The following is a 22,566-nucleotide window of genomic DNA, read 5'->3' as shown; positions in this document are numbered from 1 at the left end:
TAGACATCCGATCTATACCGCGGCAAAGATGACGTGCCCCTCGGAGGACTCGAAGAGGTTGCCCTTCCTCTCGTGTCGAACGCCCATGGCTGGGAGATCTTGCCGTGACCCATGCATCCCACCCGCAGCGAAGAAGCGTCCTGAAACTGGGCGGCGCCCTCGCCCTCGCACCCTTGATCACTCAGCTGGCCGGCGGCACCCCTGCGGGGCCGGCCTTCGCCGCCACTTCCACCGCATCGGCGGCCGTCCGGTGGCCGACCCTGTCGCGCAAGGCGCTGAAGTACTCGGTGCCCGCCCTGGACTGGCAGTCGCAGGCCCTGCCGATCGGCAACGGCCGTCTCGGCGCCATGCTCTTCGCCGACCCTGACCAGGAGCGCATCCAGTTCAACGAGCAGAGTCTGTGGGGCGGGGTCAACGACTACGACAACGCGCTCGCGGGCAAGCCCGACAGCGCGTTCGACACCAGCATGACCGGCTTCGGCTCGTACCGGAACTTCGGCGACGTCGTCGTGACCTTTGCCGACCGTGCGAAGGTCACGGCCCCCGGGGGGCCATACCGCACCTCGTCGTCGGAGGGCGTGGAGAAGTCGTACGACGGGAACGCGAGCACCAAGTGGTGCATCGGCGGGCCCGGTTCGAGGGTGCAGTGGCAGGTCGAGCTCCCCGAGCCCGTCGCGGTCGCCTCCTACCGGCTGACGAGTGCCAACGATGTGCCCCAGCGCGACCCGCAGGAGTGGACGCTGTCCGGTTCCGCCGACGGCGCCGACTGGACAACGCTGGACAGCCGTACTTTGGCGGCGCCCTTCGAGAGCCGTTTCCAGACGAAGGAGTTCACCTGCGCCACCAGCGGGTCGTACCGCTTCTACCGGTTCGACTTCATCCCCAAGGCAGGGGTCAGCCACTTCCAGGTGGGCGAGATCGGTCTGTCCGGCGTCGACCTCGGCGGCGCCGCGCTGTACCTGTCGTCGCCGAGCGGGCACTCCGAGGGATCGGGTGCCGGGGCCGGGGCCCAGGCCATGGACGTCTCGTGTTCGGTGGACCGCGATCCCGCCACGGTCTGGCGGGTCGACGACGCCGCCCCCGCGGTCGTCTGGCAGGCCGACCTGCCCCGCCCGGTCGCCGTCACCTCGTACACGCTGACGGCGGCCCCGGACCGTCCGCAGGACGACCCACGGCGATGGACGCTCGAGGCGTCGCAGGACGGGCGAGCCTGGGTGACCCTCGACACGCAGAACCCCGGCGCGCCCTTCGCCAACCGCGGCGAGACCCGGGCGTTCCGGATCACCAACAGCACCGCCTATCGCACCTACCGGCTCACGTTCACCCCCGGCGAGTCGTCCACCGGCTTCCAGATCGCCGAAGTCGCCCTGGAAGGCAGGGGGTTCGACACGCGCACACTGCGCACGTTCGTCGACTACCAGCGCGCCCTGGACTTCTTCGACGGTATCCATGTCACCCGGTTCGGCGCGCCGGGGCGGCGCGTCCTCAGGGAGGCGTTCGCCAGCCGGTCCGCGGACGTCATGGTCTTCCGATACACCTCGGACAGCGACCGGGGACTGTCCGGAGCGATCTCCTTGACGTCCGGACAGCAAGGGGCTCCGACGACCGTAGACGCCGCCGCCCGGCGGATCGCCTTCCGCGGAGTCATGGGTAACGGCCTCAAGCACGCGTGCACCGTCCAGGTCGTGCACACCGACGGCAACCTCCGCGCCGACGGACCGGCCCTCCGGTTCAGCGGCTGCACAAACCTGACCCTGCTGCTCGACGCCCGCACCGACTACAAGCTCGACGCCGCCGCCGGATGGCGCGGAACCGATCCCGAACCGATCATCACCAGGACACTCGACAAGGCGGCCGCCCGGTCCTACAAGGAACTGCGCGAGGAGCACACCGCCGAGACACGTGCTCTCATGAACCGCGTCTCCGTCGACTGGGGCACCTCCGACGACGCCGTCGTCGCCCTGCCCACCAACGCCCGGCTCGCACGTTACGCGTCGGGCGGAGAGGACCCGACCTTCGAACAGGCGATGTTCGATTACGGCCGATACCTGCTGATCAGTTCCTCGCGCCCGAACGGCCTGCCCGCCAACCTCCAGGGCCTGTGGAACGACAGCAACTCACCGGCCTGGGCCTCCGACTACCACACCAACATCAACATCCAGATGAACTACTGGGGAGCCGAGACGACGAACCTGCCGGAGTGCCACGAAGCACTCATCGAGTTCATCAGGCAGGTGGCGGTGCCCAGCCGAGTGGCGACCCGCAACGCCTTCGGAAAGGACACACGCGGCTGGACCGCCCGCACCAGCCAGAGCATCTTCGGCGGCAACGCGTGGGAGTGGAACACCGTCGCGAGCGCCTGGTACGCACAACACCTCTACGAACACTGGGCGTTCACCCAGGACATGAAGTACCTCCGTACCGTCGCCTACCCGATGATCAAGGAGATCTGCGAGTTCTGGGAGGACCACCTCAAGGAGCGCGAGGACGGACTCCTCGTCGCGCCGAACGGCTGGTCCCCCGAGCACGGGCCGCGCGAGGACGGCGTCATGTACGACCAGCAGATCATCTGGGACCTGTTCCAGAACTACCTCGACTGCGAGGCGGCGCTCGAGGCCGATCCCGCCTACCGTGCCAGGGTCGCGGACATGCAGGCGCGCCTCGCGCCGAACAAGATCGGCCGGTGGGGGCAGCTGCAGGAATGGCAGGAGGACATCGACAGCCCCACCGACATCCACCGCCACACCTCACACCTCTTCGCGGTCTACCCGGGCCGCCAGATCACCCCGAAGACACCCGACTTCGCGGCCGCCGCCCTCGTCTCGCTCAAGGCACGGTGCGGCGAGAAGGAAGGTGTTCCGTTCACGGCCGCGACGGTGTCGGGTGACAGCCGCCGCTCATGGACCTGGCCCTGGCGGGCGGCCCTCTTCGCCCGCCTCGGTGACGGGCAACGCGCCCAGATCATGCTGCGCGGACTGCTGACCTACAACACGCTGCCCAACCTGTTCTGCAACCACCCGCCCTTCCAGATGGACGGCAACTTCGGCATCACGGGCGCCGTGGCGGAGATGCTCCTGCAGAGCCACGACGACGTCATCCACCTGCTGCCCGCCCTGCCCGACGCCTGGAAAGCCAGGGGTTCCTTCACCGGACTGCGCGCCCGCGGCGGCTACGAGGTCAGCTGTGAATGGCGGGACGGGAAGGTCACGTCCTACAAGATCGTGGCCGACCGGGCACGTAACCAGGGGAACATCACCGTGCGGGTGAACGGCGCCGACAGGAAGGTGAAGCCGGTCAAGTCCTGAAGGCGGCAAAGCGGCCGCGGCGGCCGCGGGGCCATGACGGCGAACACCGATCCTTGATCGTCCCGCGCCGTTGCCGTCGTCGGCACGGCCGGTTTCGCGACCGCGTCCTGCCGACCGGTACAAGACACGTCGCGTCCGGCAATCGTGCGGAACCTCGTTGCTGGCAAGGTCGGAATCAGCCAGCAGGATGCCGTGAAGCAACCGCCACAGAGCGGCCGGGTCGGACGAATCTGACGTTCGTCGGGTTGACCGAACGAGCCGCCGACCGGGTTCCTGCGCGGCGTCACGCGGTGTGCGGTTGCAGAGAGCCGTCGTTGCCGACCTCGGCCACGGCGAACCAGCCATGGTCTGCCACCGACTGATGACCCCGTGGACGATCTCGCTAATGAACTGCGGGGTTGGGGATCCTGAGGTGGTTTCAGGCCTTGGTTGTGTGCTTGAGGTGGGAGTCGAAGAAGGCCTCAATGCGTAGCCATGCGTCAACAGAGGCTTCTGGGACAGGTCCGAGCCCGGCGACACGGTACAGCGGGTGCAACAGGCGCGGGCCGAATTGTTCGTCGTTGAGGAAGGCGTGCCCTGCCTGTGGGTACTCCTTCACGTCGTGTACGACGCCGAGCCTGTCGAGGGCGGAGTCGAGCTTCGCCGCCGCTCCCTTGAGCTGTCGATCGCGGCCCCCGTAGCTGGCGACGATGGGACAGGCGCCGGCCAGGGCCTGGTCCATGTCCTTGGGGAGCCGGCCGTAGTTGGCGGACGCGGCGTCGAAGATGCCGCTGCCTGCCGCCATAAGGGCGAAGGACCCGCCCATGCAGAAGCCGATGATCCCGACCGCGCCGGTGCAGTCGGGGTCATCGACGAGGTAGGTTCTCGCGGCGGCGATGTCCTGGTAGGCGCGGCCGTGGCCGGACAGCGCGGCCCGCATGGTGGGTATCAGGCAGCGGCGTGCGCCTCCGTCCGTGTACAGGTCGGGCATCAGGGTCAGATATCCGGCGCTTGCGAGCCGCCGCGCCTGTCGGAGCATCTCGTCATTGGCACCCATGACCTCGTGCGCGACCACGACTCCGGGCCATGGGCCAGGTCCGTCCGGCCGGACGAGATGCCCGGTCAGCCGCTTGGAACCGCCGACCGGGGCGCTGAGGTGGGTCAGGGAGACGGAAACGGGATCTGGCACGGCATCCTCCGGAAGACGACATGGGGTGGTGTGGTGTGGGTGAGGCCGATGGGTCTCGTGGCAAGGGAAGGAACTGTGCCGAGTCATGGTGGATCCACTCCCAGGCGCACCACAGCCCTGTGAAGAGTCCAGGACTGGGGTTCTTACCTGGGCGGTGGTGACACAGTCGTTGCTCTTTCCCCGGGCAACCGTGAAGGGCACTGGGTCCCCGTTGCGCGGGCAGGCAGCCGCGGTCGCTCCGCGTCGATCACGTCGGACGAGGCGCAGCACCGGGCCTCACTCACGTGTGCCGCCTGGGGTCGGGTCAGGCCGGGCGGACGCCGTCCACGGTGATCCGCAGGGCCGACGGGCCACGCAGGTCGGCCATCGGGCGGTAGGGCGGCGGGTCCTGCGACAAGCGAGGGTTGACCAGACGTCGAGTCAGCTCGCGGACCGCGAATGGCTGGTACCCAGGACAGCAATGACGCGGACGCGGTGGTACGCAGTACCACCCGGAGCGGAATGTCGGTACGGGGCCCCGTCGAGTAGTGCAACCCGAGGGGTGACCTCGCAGACGGTTGTGTCCGGCCTCGTGACCGCTTCGTGATGGAGGCGACCTTGCCCAGTTGATCGCCTACACCACCTGGCGGCAAACACCGTTGTTCTTGGCGGAACGCCATCTCGCGGGCTGCGGGCCGGATTCGGCGGCCGCCGAGCACGCATGACTGATGGAGCGTCAGTGCCCACGGTCCGTCGATGCCTCGCAGCCGATAGCCGCCGAGGCCAGTCCACGGGCCGGCAGACGATCACCAGTCCGAACCGGCGGCGCGTCAAGCGACCTCCGCCGTCGGACGGGAGCGTTGTGCGCACGACCTGCGTCGTCGCCGTGATCGCGGCTCACCCGTTCGCGGGGGACCTGACCGATGGCCGCGCTCTGCGCCAGCCGGACGGTGTGGTGCCGCCACTGGTCGACACCGGCCTCCGCGTATGCTCCTGTCGTCACGCCAGCCCGCGCTTGCCCGGCGCCCAGAACGGCTTGGTGAGGACCGATCGCCGGTCCCAGCCTGCGTCCGCACGAGCACCTGTTTCACCGCTTGCACCGTCCGTGCTTCCCCTGCGACATAGGCGATGCCGCCGGGCGGGGGAGCGAGCCGTCGTACGGCAGCAGGCAGCGGTGTATAGCCCCTGACCAGCCAGTCCAGGCGGTCGCCGTGGTCCAGCGGCAGCCGGTCGGCCTCCATCGCCGTCTCCACGCAGCCCGAGACCGCGCGTTCTCAGGGAGCGCGGCCAGCATCGCCCCGAAGGCGATGGCAGCGGTCTCGTCCCCGGCGAAGAAATGGTTGGTGGCGTCGGGGCGCAGCACGAAGGATCCCTCCGGCCTGCTCAGCCGCACCTGGTCTCCCACCTCGGCGGTCCGTCCCCACCAGGTCCCGCGCCCGGATGATCCAGCACGCACAGCTCGACAAGGCCCGCGAATTCCTAGCGCCACACCGAGTACGTACGCCGGGTCAGCTCGCTGCCCACCAGCACCAGCACCAGCACCAGCACCCGCACCTGCTGGCCGGGCTTGACCCTCAGCCCGGCGAGCGAGTCGCCCTCGATGCGTAGCCGGCGCATACGCGCGGCGACCGGCTCGGTGGCCGTGACGGTGCCGCGCAGCATCAGCAGGTCGAGGACGGGGTCCAGCAGGGCGGGCATGGCGGGCTCCAGGGGGATAGTGGCAACAAGGCGATGAGGGAACTGAGTTGGCGTCAGGTGGACGCCGGGACAAGCGAGGGACGTACAGGTTCCCGAGTTCACGGAGCGCCTGAGCCCGACCAGCGGGGCCCAGGTGCCGGACTGGCGCCTGGTCACCGAACCGAGCTCAGTGGCATGACCCTGTAGTACGTCGGCACTGCGATCACCGCGACCGCGACGTGCATCAGGAGCAGCGCCACCACACCGGTCACCTCGCCCTCGCCGAACAGGAAAAAGTCCGGCACGAAGGACAACACGACGACCGACGGGACGAGTCGGCGGAGCAGCCGTTCGGGATCGGGGGAGAACCTGCGGACGAGGGTCCACCCGACGGATCCTCCCAGCACTCCTAGCGCGGTCAGAAAGACGTACGACGAGGGCTCCAACGGGCGGAAGTCGTTCGGTGCACCGAGCGCGTGCGCCAGTACGGCGATCAACGCGTTCACCAGAGAGGACAGCAGGAAGGCGACGAACACACCTCCCGCCACCATGATCGGACCCCGACGTGAGGGGAGCGTCTCAGAGACACGGGACATGGCAACTCCAAACGGATGCGAGGGACATTGGTCAGTTCTTGGGGCTACTGGTGGCATTCACTTGTTGAAAGAGACGGCCGCGTCGACGCCGTCACGCCTGCCGGCTGCGCGCCGTGTCGTAGCCACGAGGTAGTGGACGGCAACGGCGAAAACCAGCAGCGCGGTCCAGTTGTTCAGGCGCAGGCCGAGGATGTGGTGGGCCTCGTCCACCCGCAGGTACTCGATCCAGAAGCGACCTGCGGCGTACGCAGCGGCGTACAGCGCGAACGCCCGCCCCCGGTCGAGACGGAAACGGCGATCCGCCCACAGGACCAGGGCGACCACGCCGAGACACCACAACGACTCGTACAGGAACGCCGGGTGATAAGTGGCCAGGTTCGGGGTGTCCTCAGGCCGGTGCGCGGGGTCGATCTCCAGGGCCCAGGGGAGGGCGGTGGCCCGCCCGTAGAGCTCCTGGTTGAACCAGTTGCCCCAGCGGCCGAGGGCCTGCCCCAGTGCGATGCCGGGAGCGACGGCGTCGGCGTACGCGGACAGCGGAACGCCGCTACGGCGGCAGCCGATCCAGGCGCCGACGGCACCGCCGGCGATGGCGCCCCAGATACCGATACCGCCGTCCCAGATGAACAGGGCGCTGGCCGGATCACCACCCTTGCCGAAGTACGGCTCGCTGGAGGTGATCACGTGGTAGAGGCGGGCGCCGACCACGCCGAAGGGGACCGCCCACAGAGCGACGTCCGTCACGACGGTCTTCTCTCCGCCGCGTGCGGCCCATCGACGGCCACCCAGCCACACGGCGGCTGCGATGCCGAGGATCAGCATGAGTGAGTAACCGCGCAGCGGCAGCGGCCCCAGGTGGACCTCACCGACGGACGGGCTGGGAATTAAGGCCAGGGTCACGGGTAGTTCCTCACAAGGGGCGGTGGAAGAGCAGGCCGTCGGCTGCGGGGCCGATCGTCGCCGCCCGCGCCCCTCCCGCACATCGACCGATCGACGCGCCCTTCGTCCACCGATCGGTGGACCCGCCCCGCTGGTCGGCTGATTCTGCCGCTAAGCGGCTGCACCTACTCTGTAGGCCATGGCACTGCAACAGGCGTGGGACCGGCAGCGGTGGAAGACCATGGGGCAGCACGCCTTCTTCGTCACCGTGCTCGCCCTGTCCGTGCCGGGTGCGCTGGCCGGGGCGAACATGACGACCGGCGCCGCGCTGTCGCGGATCGGCCCGGCAGTGGGGCTCGCCCTTTGGTATGCGTACTGGATCGCGCTGCGCGGTGGCGCCGACCGCCCGCCGCTGCCTTACCTCGTCGGGGCCTTGTCCGGGTGGGCGGTCATGGCCACGGTGGACCCCGCGTTCCTCCCGGTCGCCGTGGCGGTGCTGAGCCCGTACTGGCTGCGGCGGGCCTGGTGGTCGGCCGGCGGGGTGCTGGTGCTGGGCGCCGGCTGGTCGTGGCAGAGCCTCACCACGGACGGCTCCGTCGACGTGCGGGCGCTCACGGGATGCGTACTTGGTACCGCCGTGGCGGTCACGATCACCTGCTACGTCGTGACCCTCGATCACGAGAGTCACAAGCGGCAGCGGCTCCTCGACGAGCTCACTGCCACCCAGGCCGAACGCGCGGCAGCGGAACGCCAGGCGGGCACCCTGGCCGAACGCCAGCGCCTGGCCCGCGAGGTCCACGACACGCTCACCCAGGGGTTCGCCTCCATCGCCATGCTGCTGGACGCCGCACGCGACGACCTGCCACTCGACTCCGCTGCGGCCCGCCGCGTCGAGCATGCCATGCGCACGGCCCGGGACAACCTCGCAGAGAGCCGCCGCCTTGTGCACGCTCTTCGCCCGGCGCCACTGGACCGCACGCACCTGGCAGAGGCGGTCCGTGAACTCACCGCCCGGCTCGCGGAGGAGACCGGCACCGAGGCCTACACGGTTGTGACCGGCCGCCCGGCCGCCCTGCCTCCCAGTACCGAGGGCGAGTTGCTGCGGGTCGTGCAGGAGGCACTGACCAACGCCCGGCGGCACGCCCGCGCGATGAGTGTCTCGGTCACGCTGTCGTACCTCGGCGACGTCCTGGCGATCGACATCCAGGACGACGGCACCGGGTTCGCACCCGTTGCCCGGCATACGGGCGTTGGCCTGATCACCATGCGGGAGCGCATTGCCGCTTTGTACGGCACGTTCGCGGTCGAAAGCTCCCCCGGCGAGGGTACGACCGTCGCCGTCACGGTGCCACTCCCGGTCGAGCCTTCCGCCTCCGGCCCCTCAGCCGTGTCGGGCACCGAACGGATGGCCCCGGCGTCATGAGGACGTCGGCCGTTCCCACGATCAGAGTCCTCCTCGCCGACGACCACCCCGTGGTCCGTGACGGGCTTGCCGCCATGCTCTCCACCCAGCCCGATTTCACGGTCGTCGGCGAAGCCGCCACCGGCGCCGAGGCACTGCGCCAGACCGCCTCACTCGCACCCGACGTCGTGCTGATGGACCTGCAGATGCCCGGCATGGACGGCACGACCGCGACCGCCGCCATCCGTGCCGCCCACCCCGAGGTGCGGGTACTCGTCCTGACCACCTACGACACGGACGCCGACATCACTGCCGCCGTCGACGCCGGCGCAGTCGGCTACCTGCTCAAGGACACCGGACGACACGAGCTCTGCGAGGCCGTTCGGACCGCGGCTCGGGGAGGCGCGGCACTGTCGCCCACAGTGGCCGCCAAGGTCCTCGCCCATATGCGCGGCGACCGGGGCGACGGCTTGTCCGGCAGGGAGCTCGAAGTCCTGTCCGCCGTGGCCCGGGGGCAGAGCAACAAACAGATCGCCCGCGCCCTGCGCCTGTCGGAGGCCACTGTCAAGACCCATCTGCTGCACATCTACGCCAAGCTCGACGTCCGCGACCGGACCGCCGCCGTCACCGCCGCACTGGGCAGGGGAATCATCCGCATGGACTGAAGGCCTTGCTGAAGGCACAGGGGCCTGGGGCAGTCCGGTGGGAGAGAGGCCGAGGAGGTCGCGGCGTCGCGCCGCCCGGGAACACGAAGCACCCCACAATCGTGGGCTCGGCAGCCGGGCTGGCGAGACCGAGCAGAATGCCGGAGACCAGCGGCCGTATGGTGACGATACTGTCTTCACCGACTGGTCACGGAATTACCCCAGTTGACTTCCTGCGCCTCGGTATCCCACCAACACTCAGGACAAGCACGGCGACGAACCGCTCGTCGTCGCCGGTCTGTTGGACACAGGAGTTGCACCGGTCCAGGAGCGTCCCGTTGAGCCAGGATGGTGGCGTACGGCCAGGGCAGGGCCGGGTTCTTGGCGATGTTGAGCTTGACGATGTTGATCTTGTCGCCGTGCTCGGCGGCGATCGCCTCCAGCGAGGGGGCGAGCTGTCGGCAGGGGCCGCACCAGGCAGCCCAGAAGTCCACCAGGACCGGCTTTTCGCTGGCGACGACGTCCTGCTCGAAGAAGTCGTCGGTGACGTTCTTGAGAGCCATGATGTGTCTCCGGGCGTCAGACGGCGGCTACGGCCGGTTCGCCCGCGGTGTCGATGTCGCTCAGGGCGGCGAGATAGCGCTCGGCGTCCAGGGCAGCCGCACAGCCAGAGCCGGCCGCGGTGATGGCCTGACGGTACCGGTCGTCGGATCGACCGCCCTGCTTGTACCGCCGGAAACGGAGCCGCTGAGCCATCGCCCGGACAGCGCTTACGCGAGCCGACCTTCCCGTCGGTCTGCGGCTTCAGGATACGTCGGACGCCCGAGCAACAACGGTTGCCCATTTCGCAGTGCGCCCGCCGGTGTGTCGATGTGTGAGAACGCGGTCCCGAACACGGTGACCGTGACCTCCTCCACAGCGAGGGGTGGGTGGGCGTAGGTATCCCAGGTCTCAGAGAATTTGGCATGCCGGGAGAGTGCTTGCACGGTCTTCGGGTCGTGCTTGCCGGAGCCGCCGAGCGTGGTGGTGTAGAAGTGCTTGAGGTCGTGGAAGTGGGTCCTGGGACTGCTGCATGATCGGGTGACAGCCGGTCATTCCGTGACGGACGAGCGCGGAGACGAACTTCCGGGACCGGAACTGCGAGCCGCGGTCCGAATGCACTACGCACCCGGCCACCTGGCCGCGGCGGGCAACGGCGGACTCCAGCGCGGCCACGGCGAGGCGGGACTGCATCCGGGCGTCGATGGAGTAGCCCACAATGCGGCCCGAGAAGGCGTCCTTGACGGCGCACAGGTACAGCTTGCCCTCGCCCGTCGCGTGCTCGGTGATGTCCGTGAGCCACAACCGGTTCGGCCCGTCGGCGGTGAAGTTCCGCCGCACCAGGTCGTCGTGGACCGGTGGTCCGGCTTTGGCGTTCTTGCCGCAGCCCCTTCGCTTGCCGAAGGCACTCCACCAGCCATTGTCCCGGCAGATCCGCCAGGCGGTCCGCTCGGCCATCGCCTCACCGGCGGCGCGGGCCTCGTCGAGCAGGAAGCGGTGCCCGAACTCGGGATCGTCGCGGTGCGCGTCGAACAGAGCGTTGGCCCGGTACGCCTCGGCCATCTCGGCATCGGTGACCGGCCTGGTCAGCCACCGGTAGTAGGGCTGGCGGGCCAGCCCGAGCACCCGACACGTCACCGCCACCGGCACCCGGTAAGGGGCAGCGGCGGCGGCCAGCTCGCGGACGAGCGGCCGCTGCGCCGCCGCAGGATGTCCGCCGACTTGGCGTCGAGCTTGCTCAGCAGCCTTTGTTCGATGTCCTCCCGCGACCACTGGGGGTGAAGCAGGTCTTCGGGCCCCAGAGAAGGCAGGTCGTAGGAGAGGGCGTCGCCGAGGTTGGCGCCCTCGAACAGTTCACGGTCGAGAGAGGCGGTCACCCTGCTGATACCACGGATCTCTGTCACACGGGTCACCGTGAGACCCGTGGCAACGGCGACAGCCTCCTTGGTGGCCGCACGGCCCAGCGCATGCAGCTTGGCTTCGGCCGCTGCCACCTTGTGCATCTCTTCATGCAGGTGCACCGGAATGCGGATGGCGCTGCCGAAGTCCGCTATCGCGCGTGTCATCGCCTGACGGATCCAGTGGTAGGCGTAGGTCGAGAGCTTGAAGCCCCGGGCCGGGTCGAACTTGCAGATCGCGTGCATCAGGCCGAGCACCCCGTGGTGAAGCAGATCCTCGTCCTCCAGGCCCTGGCCCGTGTACTTCTTGCGCAGCTTGGTCCGCCATGAAGGTCATGATGCCGGATCATCGGCATCCGGGGGCTGGGCTAGGGAAGTCCGTGGCCGGTGCCGGAACGGGGAGCCGCGGTGGATTCCCGTCCCGGCCCGGCTGAGCGGTCACCAGGGTTCGAGCTCCCGTGTGCCGGGAGCCTCGGCAGGCAGCGACGCCTCTCGGGCACGGGAGTTGAGGGGGGTCAGCCTGCCTGTCGTCCGGTCCAGGTGGAAGGCGTACGCCTTGGCCTTGTCGGCGAACTCCGCTGCCGGGCGGGTGAGACCGCCGCCCGTGATGAGGATCAGGCGCTTGGGCAGTTCCTCGCCGACTGCCGCGGCCATGCCGTTCAGCCGCTGGAGCTCAGGAGCCGACACGTCTTTGCCGGTGCTGCGCCACTCGATGTGGAACACCTCGGACTCGATCGGGATGTCGGCTTCACCTTCCACGAGATCCGAGAAACCGAGCGTGGTGAGTTGGTGGAGGACCGCTTCCGCGATCTCCCGAGGGGTCAGCGGGCCCGGGCGGCGTTCGGGCACGCTCTCCTCGAATCCGTCCAGGAGATCGGAGAACTCCTCCACCCACTCGGGGAGATCGTTCTGCACGGTCAGGTCGGCGAAGAGGCTGTCCTGCAAGGCGGACCTGGGCTTCTGAGAGGTTGGGGCGGCAGGCTCCGGCGGCGCCCACGGTGGCTGTGTGTCCCACGCTTCCGGTCCCTTGCACAGCAAGTCGGCAAGCTCATCCACGGATACGTCCGCGCGCGGCACGCCCGGGGTGGAGGACGATGTGTTGCGGAGGCACCATGCGAGTTCGACACGACCCCACCCGCCCCACTGCGGTGTGTGCACGTCCACCAGCCATCCGAGGGTGGGCTTGAGCGAGACGCGCACGAAGGCCTCGGGAAAATCAGCTTCCAGGAACGCTCCCTCGCGCGCGTCGAAGACGTCGAGCTTCGGCGCGTGGCGTGGCCCGTAGGCGAAGTATCCGTTCCCGGCGACCACCCGCCGCACGCGTACACCCCGCATGTCCAGAAGGTCGGCCAGCTCGGTCATCTCGGACGGCTTGCTCTCGTTCCAGCGCCAGGGAGACGAGAGCGGTTCTCCGCTGAGCTGGGCGGAGGCATGGGCGTGCACGGCGTCCACGAGTACGTCGTCGGGGGTGTTCAGTGGCCAGAGGGACGGCTCACTGTTCAGGACGGGGTCCATCACCGCCCAGACGATGCTGTGCCCCACGCGTACGTGGGCCAGGGCGACCGACTGAGCCCCGGACAGGAGAACTTTCAGGAGCATCCTTCCCTGCGAGTCGTCTAAGTGGACCCGTTCGGCCAGTTCGGGATGGCGTTCGCGCAGGTTCTGTTCCAGAGTCTGAAAGTGCACGTGTATGCCGAAGGCGGCGACCATGTCACCGGGAGGGAAGGGCAAGGGACTTACTCCTGTCGGGGCGGGCCGCGCGCTGGACGGGCGGCGGTGTCGTGGTGCCTCGTCGTAGAGTAAGCCGCTTGGTCACCGGCGTCTGAGCGAGTAGTCACCCACCACTGAGCCGTAGGGCTTCAGGAGCGGCTGCAGTTCCCGCTTGATCAGGGCCGCGTCGGCGGCCGGCAGCCGGAGCGAGGCCCGGCGCATGCGGAAGCTCCAGTGAGCGGGGTCGGGGAAGACCTGGAGGTCGTTGACGAGATCGCGCAGGACGACGCCATCGCGGAAGGGCGTGAGGCCGTGGACGCGCAACCTGCACCCTTCGGTGAAGCGGCGCTCCTGGAAGACTACGGCGGTATCCAGGGTGCGGACCTCGCTGGTGACGGTGGCCAGGCCGATCACACGTCCGAAGTCCCGGGTGTGGTTCCCGAAGCAGCCGCGTGTGGTGTACAGCAGGATCTCGTCGCCCTTTTGGAGGGAGAGGGACTGCTGGGTGCGGCCGGCGGGAAAGGCCATCCGCTGGTTTTCCAGGACCCAGGCGAGGGGCTCGTGGGCGTTGATGATCAGCAGGTGGGTGGCGGATTCGTCCGAGGTGGTCATGAAGGTGTGTCCTTGGTGAGAGGCGGCGGCCTGCCGAAGGACTGCAGAGAATCAGCTGCTGCGCGAGTCCGGCTACCTCCGTAGGGACTTCAGCTCGTCGCCGCTGCTTGTGACACGCCAGAACAACCAGCCGTTCGAGTTGGGGGACCGGTCCGGGTTGAGTTCCCGGATCACCGCCATGGCGGCGGCGCTGGGCGAGGAGAAGGACTGACCGGCGCGCGGTCCTCGGGTGATCGTCAGGGCGCGTGTGTCCGGGTGGAAGAGGCCCTGGATGCGCTCGCCCCGGTACACCGCGTGGACACGGACGCCGTCCGGCTCTTCGTCGGACTCCTCGGGGGTGCTCCATGACTCCACCAGCCGCCGTACCACTTCGGGCGGCGTGCACGCCATGAGACGCGCGGCGAAGACGACCTTCTCATGAGTCTGCTCATCGAGTTCGATAGACGGCATAGCGCTAATAATGTTCAACTTGCGTAGGGGTGTCAAGGTGATCGGCGTTCGGGGGCTTGCCGGTGCGGTCAGGTGATCACCAGGTGTCTTTATGATCAGTCGCGGGGACGAGGACAAGGGGGGGAACGGCGTGACCACGACGTACGACACAACGCCCGACGCGGAGGTTCCGGGCGACCGCGAGGACGACGACCTGGACCAGTCACTGCGGAACATCGAGCAGGCGGTGCGCACCGCACAGCGGGCCTTCGACGAGATCGGCCGGTGCAACCGACTGCTCGATCACGCGCAGGAATCCGGTGAAAAGGCGATCCGGGAATTCGACGAGCTGCTACGCCGCCGCGAGCACGTGGCCGTCCCGGCTGTCCTCGACCGGCTCGACGCGCTCGCGGCCGAGGTGGCCAGGTCAGAGGCGGACCGCACGGTGGTGCGTCGCATTCTTTTCGGCGAGGACGGGGACGGCGAACCGGCCGATGCCGTCGGCGCATGCGCGGTTCCGCGCCTCACCGAGGACGACCTGCCGCGGATCCCCACGGTGCACGACGTGGAGGACCCGGGGGACAGCACGCTGGAGGACATGTGGGAGCGGGACCAGGCGCTCGCCTCACGGCAGCACGAGGTCCGGCGGGAGCGGACCGAAATCGCCGCCGATCACCTGCGCACGGTGACCGCGAGGGCGGTGGACTCCTTCGGCACTCCGGCCGCCACTGCCGCACTGCTCGCGGACGCTCGTCGGGCCTACGGGCTGTGGGCGTCCTGCCTCCGGTGAGTCACTGCACCCCGTCGAGGATCCGCCAGACCGTCCGGTAGGCCGGGCCCTTGGGACCCAGGGCCGACCGCCAGGCCGTCTCGGGCAGCGCGGCGAGCCGACTGCGCGCCGCCGCGGGGCCGCTCGTGCGGTCCTCGGTGGCGATCGTCGCGGCCATGCGGGCCGCCGCCGACCGCGGTACGCCGGCGAGCCGCATCGCGATGGCGTCCTCGGAGCGGACGCCGTAGAAGGCGTACGACGGGATGTTCCGCAGCTCGCGTTGCGCCTCGGCGGTGAGGGTCGCGAACTCCTGGCCCAGGGTCAGTGACTGGAGCGCCGACAGGCCCCAGGAGACCGTGGGGGCCATCTCTCCGAACAGCCGTTGGCAGCACCGGGTGATCGCCTTGAGGCTGTCCTTCTCGCCGTCCTTCATGAAGTGGTCTTCGGCCAGCTGCGGTACGGACGCACCGCCCACCCAGTCCTGGATGACGCGCGCGATGTAGTCACCGGCACGGCCCTCGTGCTCCGCCGTGATGTCTTGCAGGTTCTCCCGCAGTTCGGGCACCTGGAGCATGACGCCGATCAGCTGGGCGAGGGGCCGGCGGTCCCCCTCGAACAGGGGGTTCCCCCACACGTCCCGGTCGATCTGCGCCTCCCCCAGCCGTTGGAGCGTGCCCGCGACGCTCTCCCACGAGAAGCCGGTGCTGTCGACCAGCCCCAGTGCCTTGCCGGACAGGCGTTCCGCGTACTCGCGCACGCTGCGCGTCAGCTGGGCCGCCCAGTCGCGGTTCGCCTGACGCAGGTCCTGGAAGCCCAGTGTGCCGCGGAGGATCTGCTCGGCCTCCTCGGCGAACTCCTCGTGGTCACCGATCTGCCGGTACGTGTGGGCCAGGTACTGCACGAACGACGACCACTCGGGCAGATGCGCCAGGGTGTGCAGGTCGAGGTGGCCGTATTCGCTCATGGCCTTGCGCACCATCTCGACGAGGGTGGAGTTCAGCTCCGCCACCTGTCGGCCGACGAACTGCCGCAGTTTCCCGGCGCGCACCTCGTCCTCAGCGGCCAGCGCGATCAGGCCCACCTCCCCCTGCTCGACCCGCCCGGCACGCCCGACGAGGTTCCAGAAGTCGGGCGCCGGAATGTCGTTGCCGTAGGGGAACTGGTGCGAGGCCAGAACGACGTTCGCCACTGGGAAGTTGACGCCCTGGGCGATGGTCGTGGTGGACACCAGGTGGGTCAGGTCACCGGTCTCCATCAGGTACTCCGTGACGACCCGGATCTCGTCCGGGAGTCCGCGGTGATGGACGCCGATCCCCTTGGCGAGCAGACCCGCCAGCGGGAAGTCCGCGCCGAACTCCTCCTCGACCACCTTCCGGACCGCTCGCAGGTCTTCGCCCATGTCCGTCAGCTCGGCGCGCCCGCCCGCGATGGTCTGCGCGATCGACCAGGCGTGGTCCGGCCGTTGGGCCAGGGTGATGGTCTGGCCGCGTGCCGCGAGAACCGTCGCCGTCGCCGCGGCGAGCTTGCCCGGGCTGTTCACCTGCGACCAGGACAGCCCGAGCGGCCGGTATCCGTCCAGGGGCAGCAGGTCCGGAACACTGAGTGTCCTCCGGCTGGTGACCAGGGGTTCCAGGGCGACCCGGAAACCGCCGCTGCCCGGGGCGCGCTCACGCCGGGCCAGCGCCAGGATGCGGTCGTTCGGTGTCCAGTCCACGGACAGGCCGACCGACTGGTGGCTGCCGCTGTCCAGCCACTCGGCGATGACGTCCCCGTTGTCGATGAAGGGCGTCAGGAGCAGGAATCCCGCGTCCTGGGCCTCACGGTTGACCGTGGCGAGCAGCAGCTCCAGTTTGATCCCGCGCTTGTCCACGCCCAGGTGGTGTGCCTCGTCCGCCACCACCAGACACAGCGGACGCCCGATCTTCTCCTGCCAGCCGGACCGCAGCAGCAGGTCCAGCTTCTCCGGTGTGGACACCAGCACCCGGAACTGCCGCTCGCTGCGGTCGGTGAGCATGTCCGCTTCCAGACCGTCGAACTCCAGGGCCGGACTGACCCGCTCCACCCCGATCCCGAGGCCGGCGAAGTCGCGGCGCAGCCGGCGCGTCACCTGGTTCACGAGCGCCCGGTTCGGGGCGACGTACGCGACCCAGCCGTGCTGCTTGTCGTAGGCGTTGAGCGCCTGGAGGATCCGGAACTGGGCGATCAGGGTCTTGCCCGCGCTGGTGGGCAGGCTGACGACCACACTGCGGTGCGCCGTCCTGATCAGGCCCTGCTCGGCGAGGGCCACGCGCTGCGGCGGCAACACCTCGAAGATCGGGCGCGGTCGTCCCCGGTCGACGAGGGAGGCGACGAAGGCGTTCACTTCCGGGCTGACCGCGCGGGCCACCGTCCACAGGCTGTTGTCGACGATCTGGTCCGCCGTGGCCGCGAGCAGCCTCACCAGCACCTCCAGATCCGGGTCGGCCGAGGCCACCGCCGCCTCCAGGGCCCGGTCGCAGTGCGCCTGCACGCGCTGGCGCACCCCGTAGTGACGGCTGGGGCGCTTTTCCCGCATCAGGTGTCCGGTCGCCAGATACTCGGCGAGCAGTTCCGCCGTCTTGAGCAGGTGGTAGTGGGCGGCCAGCGACCAGGCGGCGGGCCGGGCGTCGTCCCCGGCCTCCGACAGGTACGCCTCCTCCCACACCGCCTGGTCCTCGCGCAACCCGGCGATGACATGGTCCAGGGCGTCGAGGTCCTCCCACCCGCGCTTGCGCAGCAACAGCAGCCACGCGTCCGCGGTACCGCGCCGCACCCGGCCCTCCCAATCCTCCTCGGGATCCGGTGCGGAGGGCAGCTCGACGTCCGCGAGCAGCCGGGCCGCGAGCGGCGTCTCGTCGGCGATCCAGCCCAGGCAGGCGGTACGCAGCAGCTCCAGCCGCGCCTCGGGAGAGTCACCCTCGGGCAGCCGTGCCCGCGCCAGGGCGAACATCTGCCCGCACAACCGGCGCGTGGCCGGAGCCTTCGGGTCCTCCGCGATGGCGTCCCACGCCAGCAGATCCAGTGCCCCCACCGCGAAGTCGACCGCCTCGCGACTGTCCGCGGAACCCTGGGGAACCTCCGCGTCGACCGCCCGCAGGGCCGAGCCGATCAGCACCCGCTGCGCCCGCTCACCCGCCTCCCGTACGAGACTCGGTTCGAGCGCGCCTTCCAGCCAGCCCAGATCAGCCAAGGTCACCCACCCCCGCGTGGGCGGGCCAGGCGGCCATGCCGATCGGCAGGTACCAGGCGGTCAGCAGCGCGTGCATCGGCTCCACGACCGTTTTGGCCAGCTCTGCCGCAGGCCCGCTCAGGTCCGCGGCCACGGGAGCGGTGTCCCGCACCAGACAGCCGAACAGCCGGAAGTCCCTGCCCTGCGAGCTGATGAAGCGACGGGCCGCGATCTGGTACGCGCTGACGTGCTCGGCGCTGCGACACCGATGGCGCAGCCACTTCATGAGAGTGAAGTGGTCGTTCCCCTGCGACAGCCGTTTGAGCTGCTCGATCATGCCGTCCGGCCGGGCGGTCATCACCTTCGGCGGACTCTTCGCCTCCGACGACGACTTCACCTCGCCGAACAGCAGCGTCGCCGTCCCGTCCGCCACCCACAAGCCCACCAGGTCGGCACCCGGCAGACTCGCCTTGCGGGTACGCCGGTCCCGGGCCCCGTCCCACAGCCACACCGCGCCGTGCCAGTGCTCCAGCAGCACCTCGGCCAGGGCTTCCCCGAACTGCCAGGGTTTCGGCTCGGGCTCGGTCGCCAGCAGGGCGCCGATGAACTCGGTCTCCATGTCGGTCGTGGCCAGCGACCGCAGCTCGGTGACGATGTCCCGGGTCGCCTCCAGGTCGCCGGCCCGCTCGGCCCACGGCCCGGCACCTAACTCCCGCATCACCTCGGCCGTCAGCCCGACACCGCTCCATGTCACGGCTCCGTCGGTGCCGCCGTACAACTCGATCCCCTGCGGGATGCGCGGTGCGGCGCTGCCTTCCCCCACGCGTACGTCCTTCCCCCCACCCGGCACCCCCGTGCCGGCCCCGTGATACCGCCCCACCGGGCCGGGTGGTGCATCCGGCCACTGCTGAGAACGACGGTGTGATCAGAATTCTCTCCACCTCCCCGGCCGTTGTCCACGCCGTGTGTCCGCCTGTGGACGGACTGTCTCGCATTCCCCGTCAGGTGAGCGGGAGACATGCCCACACGGTTTTCCCGGATGGCGGCCGGGGCTCCGTGCCCCAGCGGGTGGCGAGCGCGTCGACGACGAGCAGGCCGCGTCCGGACTCGGCATCGGGATCGGGGGTGGTGGTACGGGGCTGGGGTCGACGATCGCCGCGAGGGTCGGCGACCTCGACACGGAGGGTGTCCGGCGCCTCGACGACCAGCCTCAGGCGGAAACAGCGGCCTCTCACCCGGCCGTGCATCACCGCGTTCGCAGCCAGCTCGGTGACCACCAGGGCGGCGGACTCACTGGCGGTGCAGGAGGGCGGCCAGCCCCACTCCGCGAGCTGCTGCACAGCCAGGAGCCGGGCCAGGCGGGCACCGCGGGGTGTGGCGCTGAGGAGCTGGGTGAACTGCCGGGTCGCCCCGGGGGTGGAGATGTGTGACTCTGTCACCGAGCGTGGTCGGCTCGCTCTACGCTGACCAGGAATCCCTTCGGTACGGAGGGTGTGTGTACCGGCACGGAAGGTGTCCCGTACGGGGCGTCGGCCGTGGCCCGAGTTGGGGGTGACGGTGGCGGAGACGCAGGAGTCCTACGAGTCGTACGGCGACGACGGCGAGCTGAGCAGCGACCTGATGCGGGCGATCGGCAAGCAGGTGAAGGTGCTGCGGGAACGGGCCGGGCTCACTCAGCGGGAGTTGGGGGATCGGCTGGGGTACAGCGAGGATCTGATTTCGTCGCTGGAGAGGGGGCGGCGGACGCCGCAGCGGGAGTTTCTGGTGGCGGCGGATGAACTCCTCGATGGGCGTGGACTGTTGAAGGCCACGGTTGAGGATGTGGAGAAGGCCAAGGCGAAGGCGAGGGTTCGGCATCCGGCTTGGTTTCGGGATTACGCGCGGTTGGAGCGGGAGGCTGTTGAGATCAACGACTACAGCTGCCATGACATCCCTGGGCTGTTTCAGACGCACGGTCGTGCCAGGGCGCTGTACGAAATGCGCAAACCCCTGCTGGATGAGGAGACCATCGAGCAGCGGGTCGCCTCTCGGCTTGCGCGCCAGGAGATCCTCACACGGTGGCCGCCGCCGATGGTCACCGCTGTCATCGACGAGTCCGTGTTGCGGCGCCCCCTCGGGGGCCGGGAGGTCCACAAGGAGCAGCTGGAGCAGCTGCTACGGCTCGGCTCGATGCGCAACGTGGAACTGCAGGTCATGCCAATGGACCGGACCGAGCACGCGGGTATGGGCGGAGCCTTCATCCTGTTGACGCCCAAGGGCAGGTCCCAGGTCGGATACACGGAGGTGCAGCACTATGCACGCCTGACCTCGGACCTCGAAGAAGTCCGTATTCTGGCCGCACGGTACGGCAGCATCAGGGCACAGGCGCTCACCATGCGGGAGTCTCTCGCCCTGATCAAGGACTTGCTGGGAGAGCTATGAACACTCCAGGACCCACGCACCTCGCCTGGTTCAAGAGCAGCTACAGCGGTAACGAGGGCGGTGCGTGTCTGGAGGTCGCCGCCGCTCCCGGCGCCGTGCACGTGAGGGACTCCAAGGACCCCGCCCGTGCCCAGCTCGCCTTCCGGCGCCGGGAGTGGGATGCATTCGTACGGTTCGCCTCCGGACGCTGAGCCGTCAGGTCTTGGTGTTGGTGGGGTGTGGGCCGAGGTAACCGACGTAGACCAAGCCGGTGTTGGGGCCGTCGTCGTGGAAGTAGAGCCGTGGGGCCACCATGTTGCCGCCGCCGATGCGGAGGTGGGCCTCCATGAACAGCTTCCTGCTCGGGTCGACGGCTTCAGGAACCGGAAAAGTGCGCTCGCGGCGCCAGTCCTCGCGGCCTCCGACGGTCTTGGACTCCTTCATCTTGACCTTGCCCGCCGGGAAGGGGTGCTCACAGTCGTCCGGCAGGTGGGAGCACCAGTGGCGGAAGTCGCCGCCCGCCGTTCCGGCGGCTGACGCGGCGGCGTAGTCGTCGAGGGCGTGGAGAGCGTCCCAGGCGACCTCGACCCAGTTGCCGATGCACTGGGCGTCGAGTTCCCTCGTGATCTTCCGGTTGCCCGTGAAGCGCAGGTGGGGGAACTCGCCCATCCGGTCGAGGATTTCGGCAAAGGTGGCCGGGTAGTCGGCGGGTTCCTCGACGGGCGCGTGCGCGAGGTCGTACTGACCTGCCTTTTCGAGCAGTATCTGAAGGGCCCGTACCTGGCGCTCGGCGTGCTTGAGCTTGGCGTAAAGGTCCTGGTTCTCGGCGGCCTGGTCGAACTCCTGCTCCGCGGCGATCTGGAGCTGCTGGCGCAGGTCGCTCAGGACATCCCCGTAGGCGTTCTCACGCTGCTCGGCCTCTTCGAGCATCTTGGTGAGGGTGGTGTTCTCCGCGCGGAGTTCATCCAGGCCGGAGCCGTGGGCCGCCGGGCGGGGGCGGGTGCGCTGGACGGGCAGGTTGTCCAGGGGCCCGGGGAGCGGCAGGCGCAGGGCCAGCCGCTGGGGGAGGGCCGCGAGGATGGCCGCCGCACGTTTCGGGTTCGCTTCCAGTGTGGCCCGTGACATCACGGGATGGCGCTGGGCGTCGGGTTGCCAGGCCGGGTCCACGCCCGGGAGGTAGGTGCGGATGCCGCCACCGAAGACGCGGTGGTAGTCGAGGGTGTCCTCGAACAACTGCTGTGCGTCCGGGCGGAGTACGTACATCACGGCGAGGCCGGTGAGGTGCTTGAAGGCCGGTTCGACGACCTTCTCGGTCCAGGCTTCCGGGTTATGTCCGTAGGGAACGCTCGCCACGACGATGGGGAGCCGGCGGTCCAGGTCGCAGAGTTCCTCGATCACCTCCTCCACGTCGTCCGGCTCGATGAACTTCGGGACCGTGCCGACGTCGGCGAGACCGTCCTGGGCGTCGAGCGCGTCGAGCAGCAGCTTGGCCATACCGGGGGTGTTGGCGCGGATGGGCTGCACGTCCGATGACGCGGGGAGGTGCTCGATGTCGACCTGGATCCAGGTGCGGCGGTCGTCCTCCCGGGGGTCCGAGCGGACGACGAGCGTGGACTGCCAGGTGCCCGGGACCGGCCGCTCTTTCCACTCGCGCAGGCGCCAGCGGGAGTAGGCGCCGTGCCGGCCGGAGACGGTGTCGTAGTCGAGGGTCACCCCCTCGGCTATCTCGTTACGGCCCTCGTCCAGGACCGAGGTGTCGTATCGCTTCATCGCCCCCAGCCAGTGGTGCAGTTGGCGGTCCGCGATGGCGGAGGCCGTGACGAAGTCCTGCTTGGTCGACACGACCATGCGGTAGTGGCGTGGTTCCATGGGCGG

Annotated in this window: 18 protein-coding genes and 3 pseudogenes; 6 read left to right on the top strand and 15 right to left on the bottom strand. The window is 69.2% G+C overall.

Annotated features, from left to right (window positions below):
• The first annotated feature begins 104 nt into the window (after positions 1–104).
• On the top strand, positions 105–3,305 hold the full coding sequence (locus ACYVMZ_RS02220) for a glycosyl hydrolase family 95 catalytic domain-containing protein (RefSeq protein ID WP_461074822.1): 3,201 nt from the start codon (positions 105–107) through the stop codon (positions 3,303–3,305).
• A 418-nt stretch (positions 3,306–3,723) separates the two neighbouring features.
• On the opposite strand, the gene ACYVMZ_RS02215 is transcribed toward ACYVMZ_RS02220, so the two are convergent.
• The 4 genes and pseudogenes from ACYVMZ_RS02215 to lgt form a co-directional block, all read right to left on the bottom strand.
• Positions 3,724–4,473: a dienelactone hydrolase family protein gene (locus tag ACYVMZ_RS02215; RefSeq protein ID WP_461074820.1), complete on the bottom strand. Its 750-nt coding sequence runs from the start codon at positions 4,471–4,473 to the stop codon at positions 3,724–3,726.
• A gap of 978 nt (positions 4,474–5,451) precedes the next feature.
• A pseudogene (locus tag ACYVMZ_RS02210) lies at positions 5,452–6,150 on the bottom strand (siderophore-interacting protein).
• A 152-nt stretch (positions 6,151–6,302) separates the two neighbouring features.
• Positions 6,303–6,680: a DUF6069 family protein gene (locus tag ACYVMZ_RS02205; protein WP_461074818.1), complete on the bottom strand. Its 378-nt coding sequence runs from the start codon at positions 6,678–6,680 to the stop codon at positions 6,303–6,305.
• A gap of 102 nt (positions 6,681–6,782) precedes the next feature.
• A complete protein-coding gene (gene lgt / locus ACYVMZ_RS02200; protein ID WP_461074816.1) occupies positions 6,783–7,622 on the bottom strand; it encodes a prolipoprotein diacylglyceryl transferase in 840 nt (279 codons plus the stop codon).
• A gap of 178 nt (positions 7,623–7,800) precedes the next feature.
• On the opposite strand from lgt, the gene ACYVMZ_RS02195 reads away from it, so the two are divergent.
• Both ACYVMZ_RS02195 and ACYVMZ_RS02190 read left to right on the top strand, forming a co-directional pair.
• Positions 7,801–9,024, top strand: coding sequence for a sensor histidine kinase (locus ACYVMZ_RS02195; protein ID WP_461074814.1), 1,224 nt, complete (start codon positions 7,801–7,803; stop codon positions 9,022–9,024).
• Entirely contained in the window at positions 9,021–9,668 is a 648-nt protein-coding gene (locus ACYVMZ_RS02190; protein WP_461074812.1) for a response regulator, read from the top strand. The genes ACYVMZ_RS02195 and ACYVMZ_RS02190 overlap by 4 nt, the downstream gene beginning before the upstream one ends.
• A gap of 176 nt (positions 9,669–9,844) precedes the next feature.
• Here the strand turns inward: ACYVMZ_RS02190 and ACYVMZ_RS02185 are convergent, their stop codons facing one another.
• The 7 genes and pseudogenes from ACYVMZ_RS02185 to ACYVMZ_RS02155 all read right to left on the bottom strand — a co-directional run bounded on the left by ACYVMZ_RS02185 (position 9,845) and on the right by ACYVMZ_RS02155 (position 14,356).
• Positions 9,845–10,210, bottom strand: a complete 366-nt coding sequence (locus tag ACYVMZ_RS02185) for a thioredoxin family protein (protein WP_461074810.1) — start codon at positions 10,208–10,210, stop codon at positions 9,845–9,847.
• A gap of 16 nt (positions 10,211–10,226) precedes the next feature.
• A pseudogene (locus tag ACYVMZ_RS02180) lies at positions 10,227–10,376 on the bottom strand (thioredoxin-disulfide reductase); the annotation flags it as partial.
• Between the two features lie 357 nt (positions 10,377–10,733).
• Positions 10,734–11,378 (bottom strand): annotated as a pseudogene (locus tag ACYVMZ_RS02175) (IS3 family transposase); the annotation flags it as partial.
• Positions 11,321–11,899: a sigma-70 family RNA polymerase sigma factor gene (locus ACYVMZ_RS02170; RefSeq protein ID WP_461076295.1), complete on the bottom strand. Its 579-nt coding sequence runs from the start codon at positions 11,897–11,899 to the stop codon at positions 11,321–11,323. The pseudogene ACYVMZ_RS02175 and the gene ACYVMZ_RS02170, both read right to left, overlap by 58 nt.
• Before the next feature lie 123 nt (positions 11,900–12,022).
• The gene (locus ACYVMZ_RS02165) at positions 12,023–13,315 is read right to left on the bottom strand and encodes a hypothetical protein (protein WP_461074808.1); all 1,293 of its coding nucleotides are present in this window, start codon (positions 13,313–13,315) and stop codon (positions 12,023–12,025) included.
• 81 nt (positions 13,316–13,396) lie between these two features.
• The gene (locus tag ACYVMZ_RS02160; RefSeq protein ID WP_461074806.1) at positions 13,397–13,906 is read right to left on the bottom strand and encodes an EVE domain-containing protein; all 510 of its coding nucleotides are present in this window, start codon (positions 13,904–13,906) and stop codon (positions 13,397–13,399) included.
• 72 nt (positions 13,907–13,978) lie between these two features.
• The gene (locus tag ACYVMZ_RS02155; RefSeq protein WP_461074804.1) at positions 13,979–14,356 is read right to left on the bottom strand and encodes a hypothetical protein; all 378 of its coding nucleotides are present in this window, start codon (positions 14,354–14,356) and stop codon (positions 13,979–13,981) included.
• 91 nt (positions 14,357–14,447) lie between these two features.
• On the opposite strand from ACYVMZ_RS02155, the gene ACYVMZ_RS02150 reads away from it, so the two are divergent.
• The gene (locus ACYVMZ_RS02150; protein WP_461074802.1) at positions 14,448–15,125 is read left to right on the top strand and encodes a hypothetical protein; all 678 of its coding nucleotides are present in this window, start codon (positions 14,448–14,450) and stop codon (positions 15,123–15,125) included.
• Position 15,126: 1 nt separating this feature from the next.
• Here the strand turns inward: ACYVMZ_RS02150 and ACYVMZ_RS02145 are convergent, their stop codons facing one another.
• From ACYVMZ_RS02145 to ACYVMZ_RS02135, 3 genes are all read right to left on the bottom strand, one after another.
• Positions 15,127–18,312, bottom strand: coding sequence for a DEAD/DEAH box helicase (locus ACYVMZ_RS02145; protein WP_461074801.1), 3,186 nt, complete (start codon positions 18,310–18,312; stop codon positions 15,127–15,129).
• On the bottom strand, positions 18,305–19,114 hold the full coding sequence (locus tag ACYVMZ_RS02140; protein ID WP_461074799.1) for a hypothetical protein: 810 nt from the start codon (positions 19,112–19,114) through the stop codon (positions 18,305–18,307). Before ACYVMZ_RS02140 ends, ACYVMZ_RS02145 begins: the two co-directional genes overlap by 8 nt.
• Positions 19,115–19,292: 178 nt before the next feature.
• Positions 19,293–19,730 (bottom strand): ATP-binding protein, encoded by a 438-nt coding sequence (locus tag ACYVMZ_RS02135; protein WP_461074797.1) that lies wholly within the window; start codon positions 19,728–19,730, stop codon positions 19,293–19,295.
• Between the two features lie 181 nt (positions 19,731–19,911).
• On the opposite strand from ACYVMZ_RS02135, the gene ACYVMZ_RS02130 reads away from it, so the two are divergent.
• Complete coding sequence (locus tag ACYVMZ_RS02130; RefSeq protein ID WP_461076293.1) at positions 19,912–20,712, top strand: helix-turn-helix domain-containing protein; 801 nt, start codon at positions 19,912–19,914, stop codon at positions 20,710–20,712.
• Complete coding sequence (locus tag ACYVMZ_RS02125; RefSeq protein WP_461074795.1) at positions 20,709–20,903, top strand: DUF397 domain-containing protein; 195 nt, start codon at positions 20,709–20,711, stop codon at positions 20,901–20,903. The genes ACYVMZ_RS02130 and ACYVMZ_RS02125 overlap by 4 nt, the downstream gene beginning before the upstream one ends.
• 4 nt (positions 20,904–20,907) lie before the next feature.
• Here ACYVMZ_RS02125 and ACYVMZ_RS02120 read toward each other — a convergent pair whose 3' ends face one another.
• Positions 20,908–22,560, bottom strand: a complete 1,653-nt coding sequence (locus ACYVMZ_RS02120; protein ID WP_461074793.1) for a hypothetical protein — start codon at positions 22,558–22,560, stop codon at positions 20,908–20,910.
• Positions 22,561–22,566: the final 6 nt, after the last annotated feature.

The organism is Streptomyces deserti, from assembly GCF_054782695.1.
This window is presented reverse-complemented; position numbering and strand designations above follow the sequence as displayed.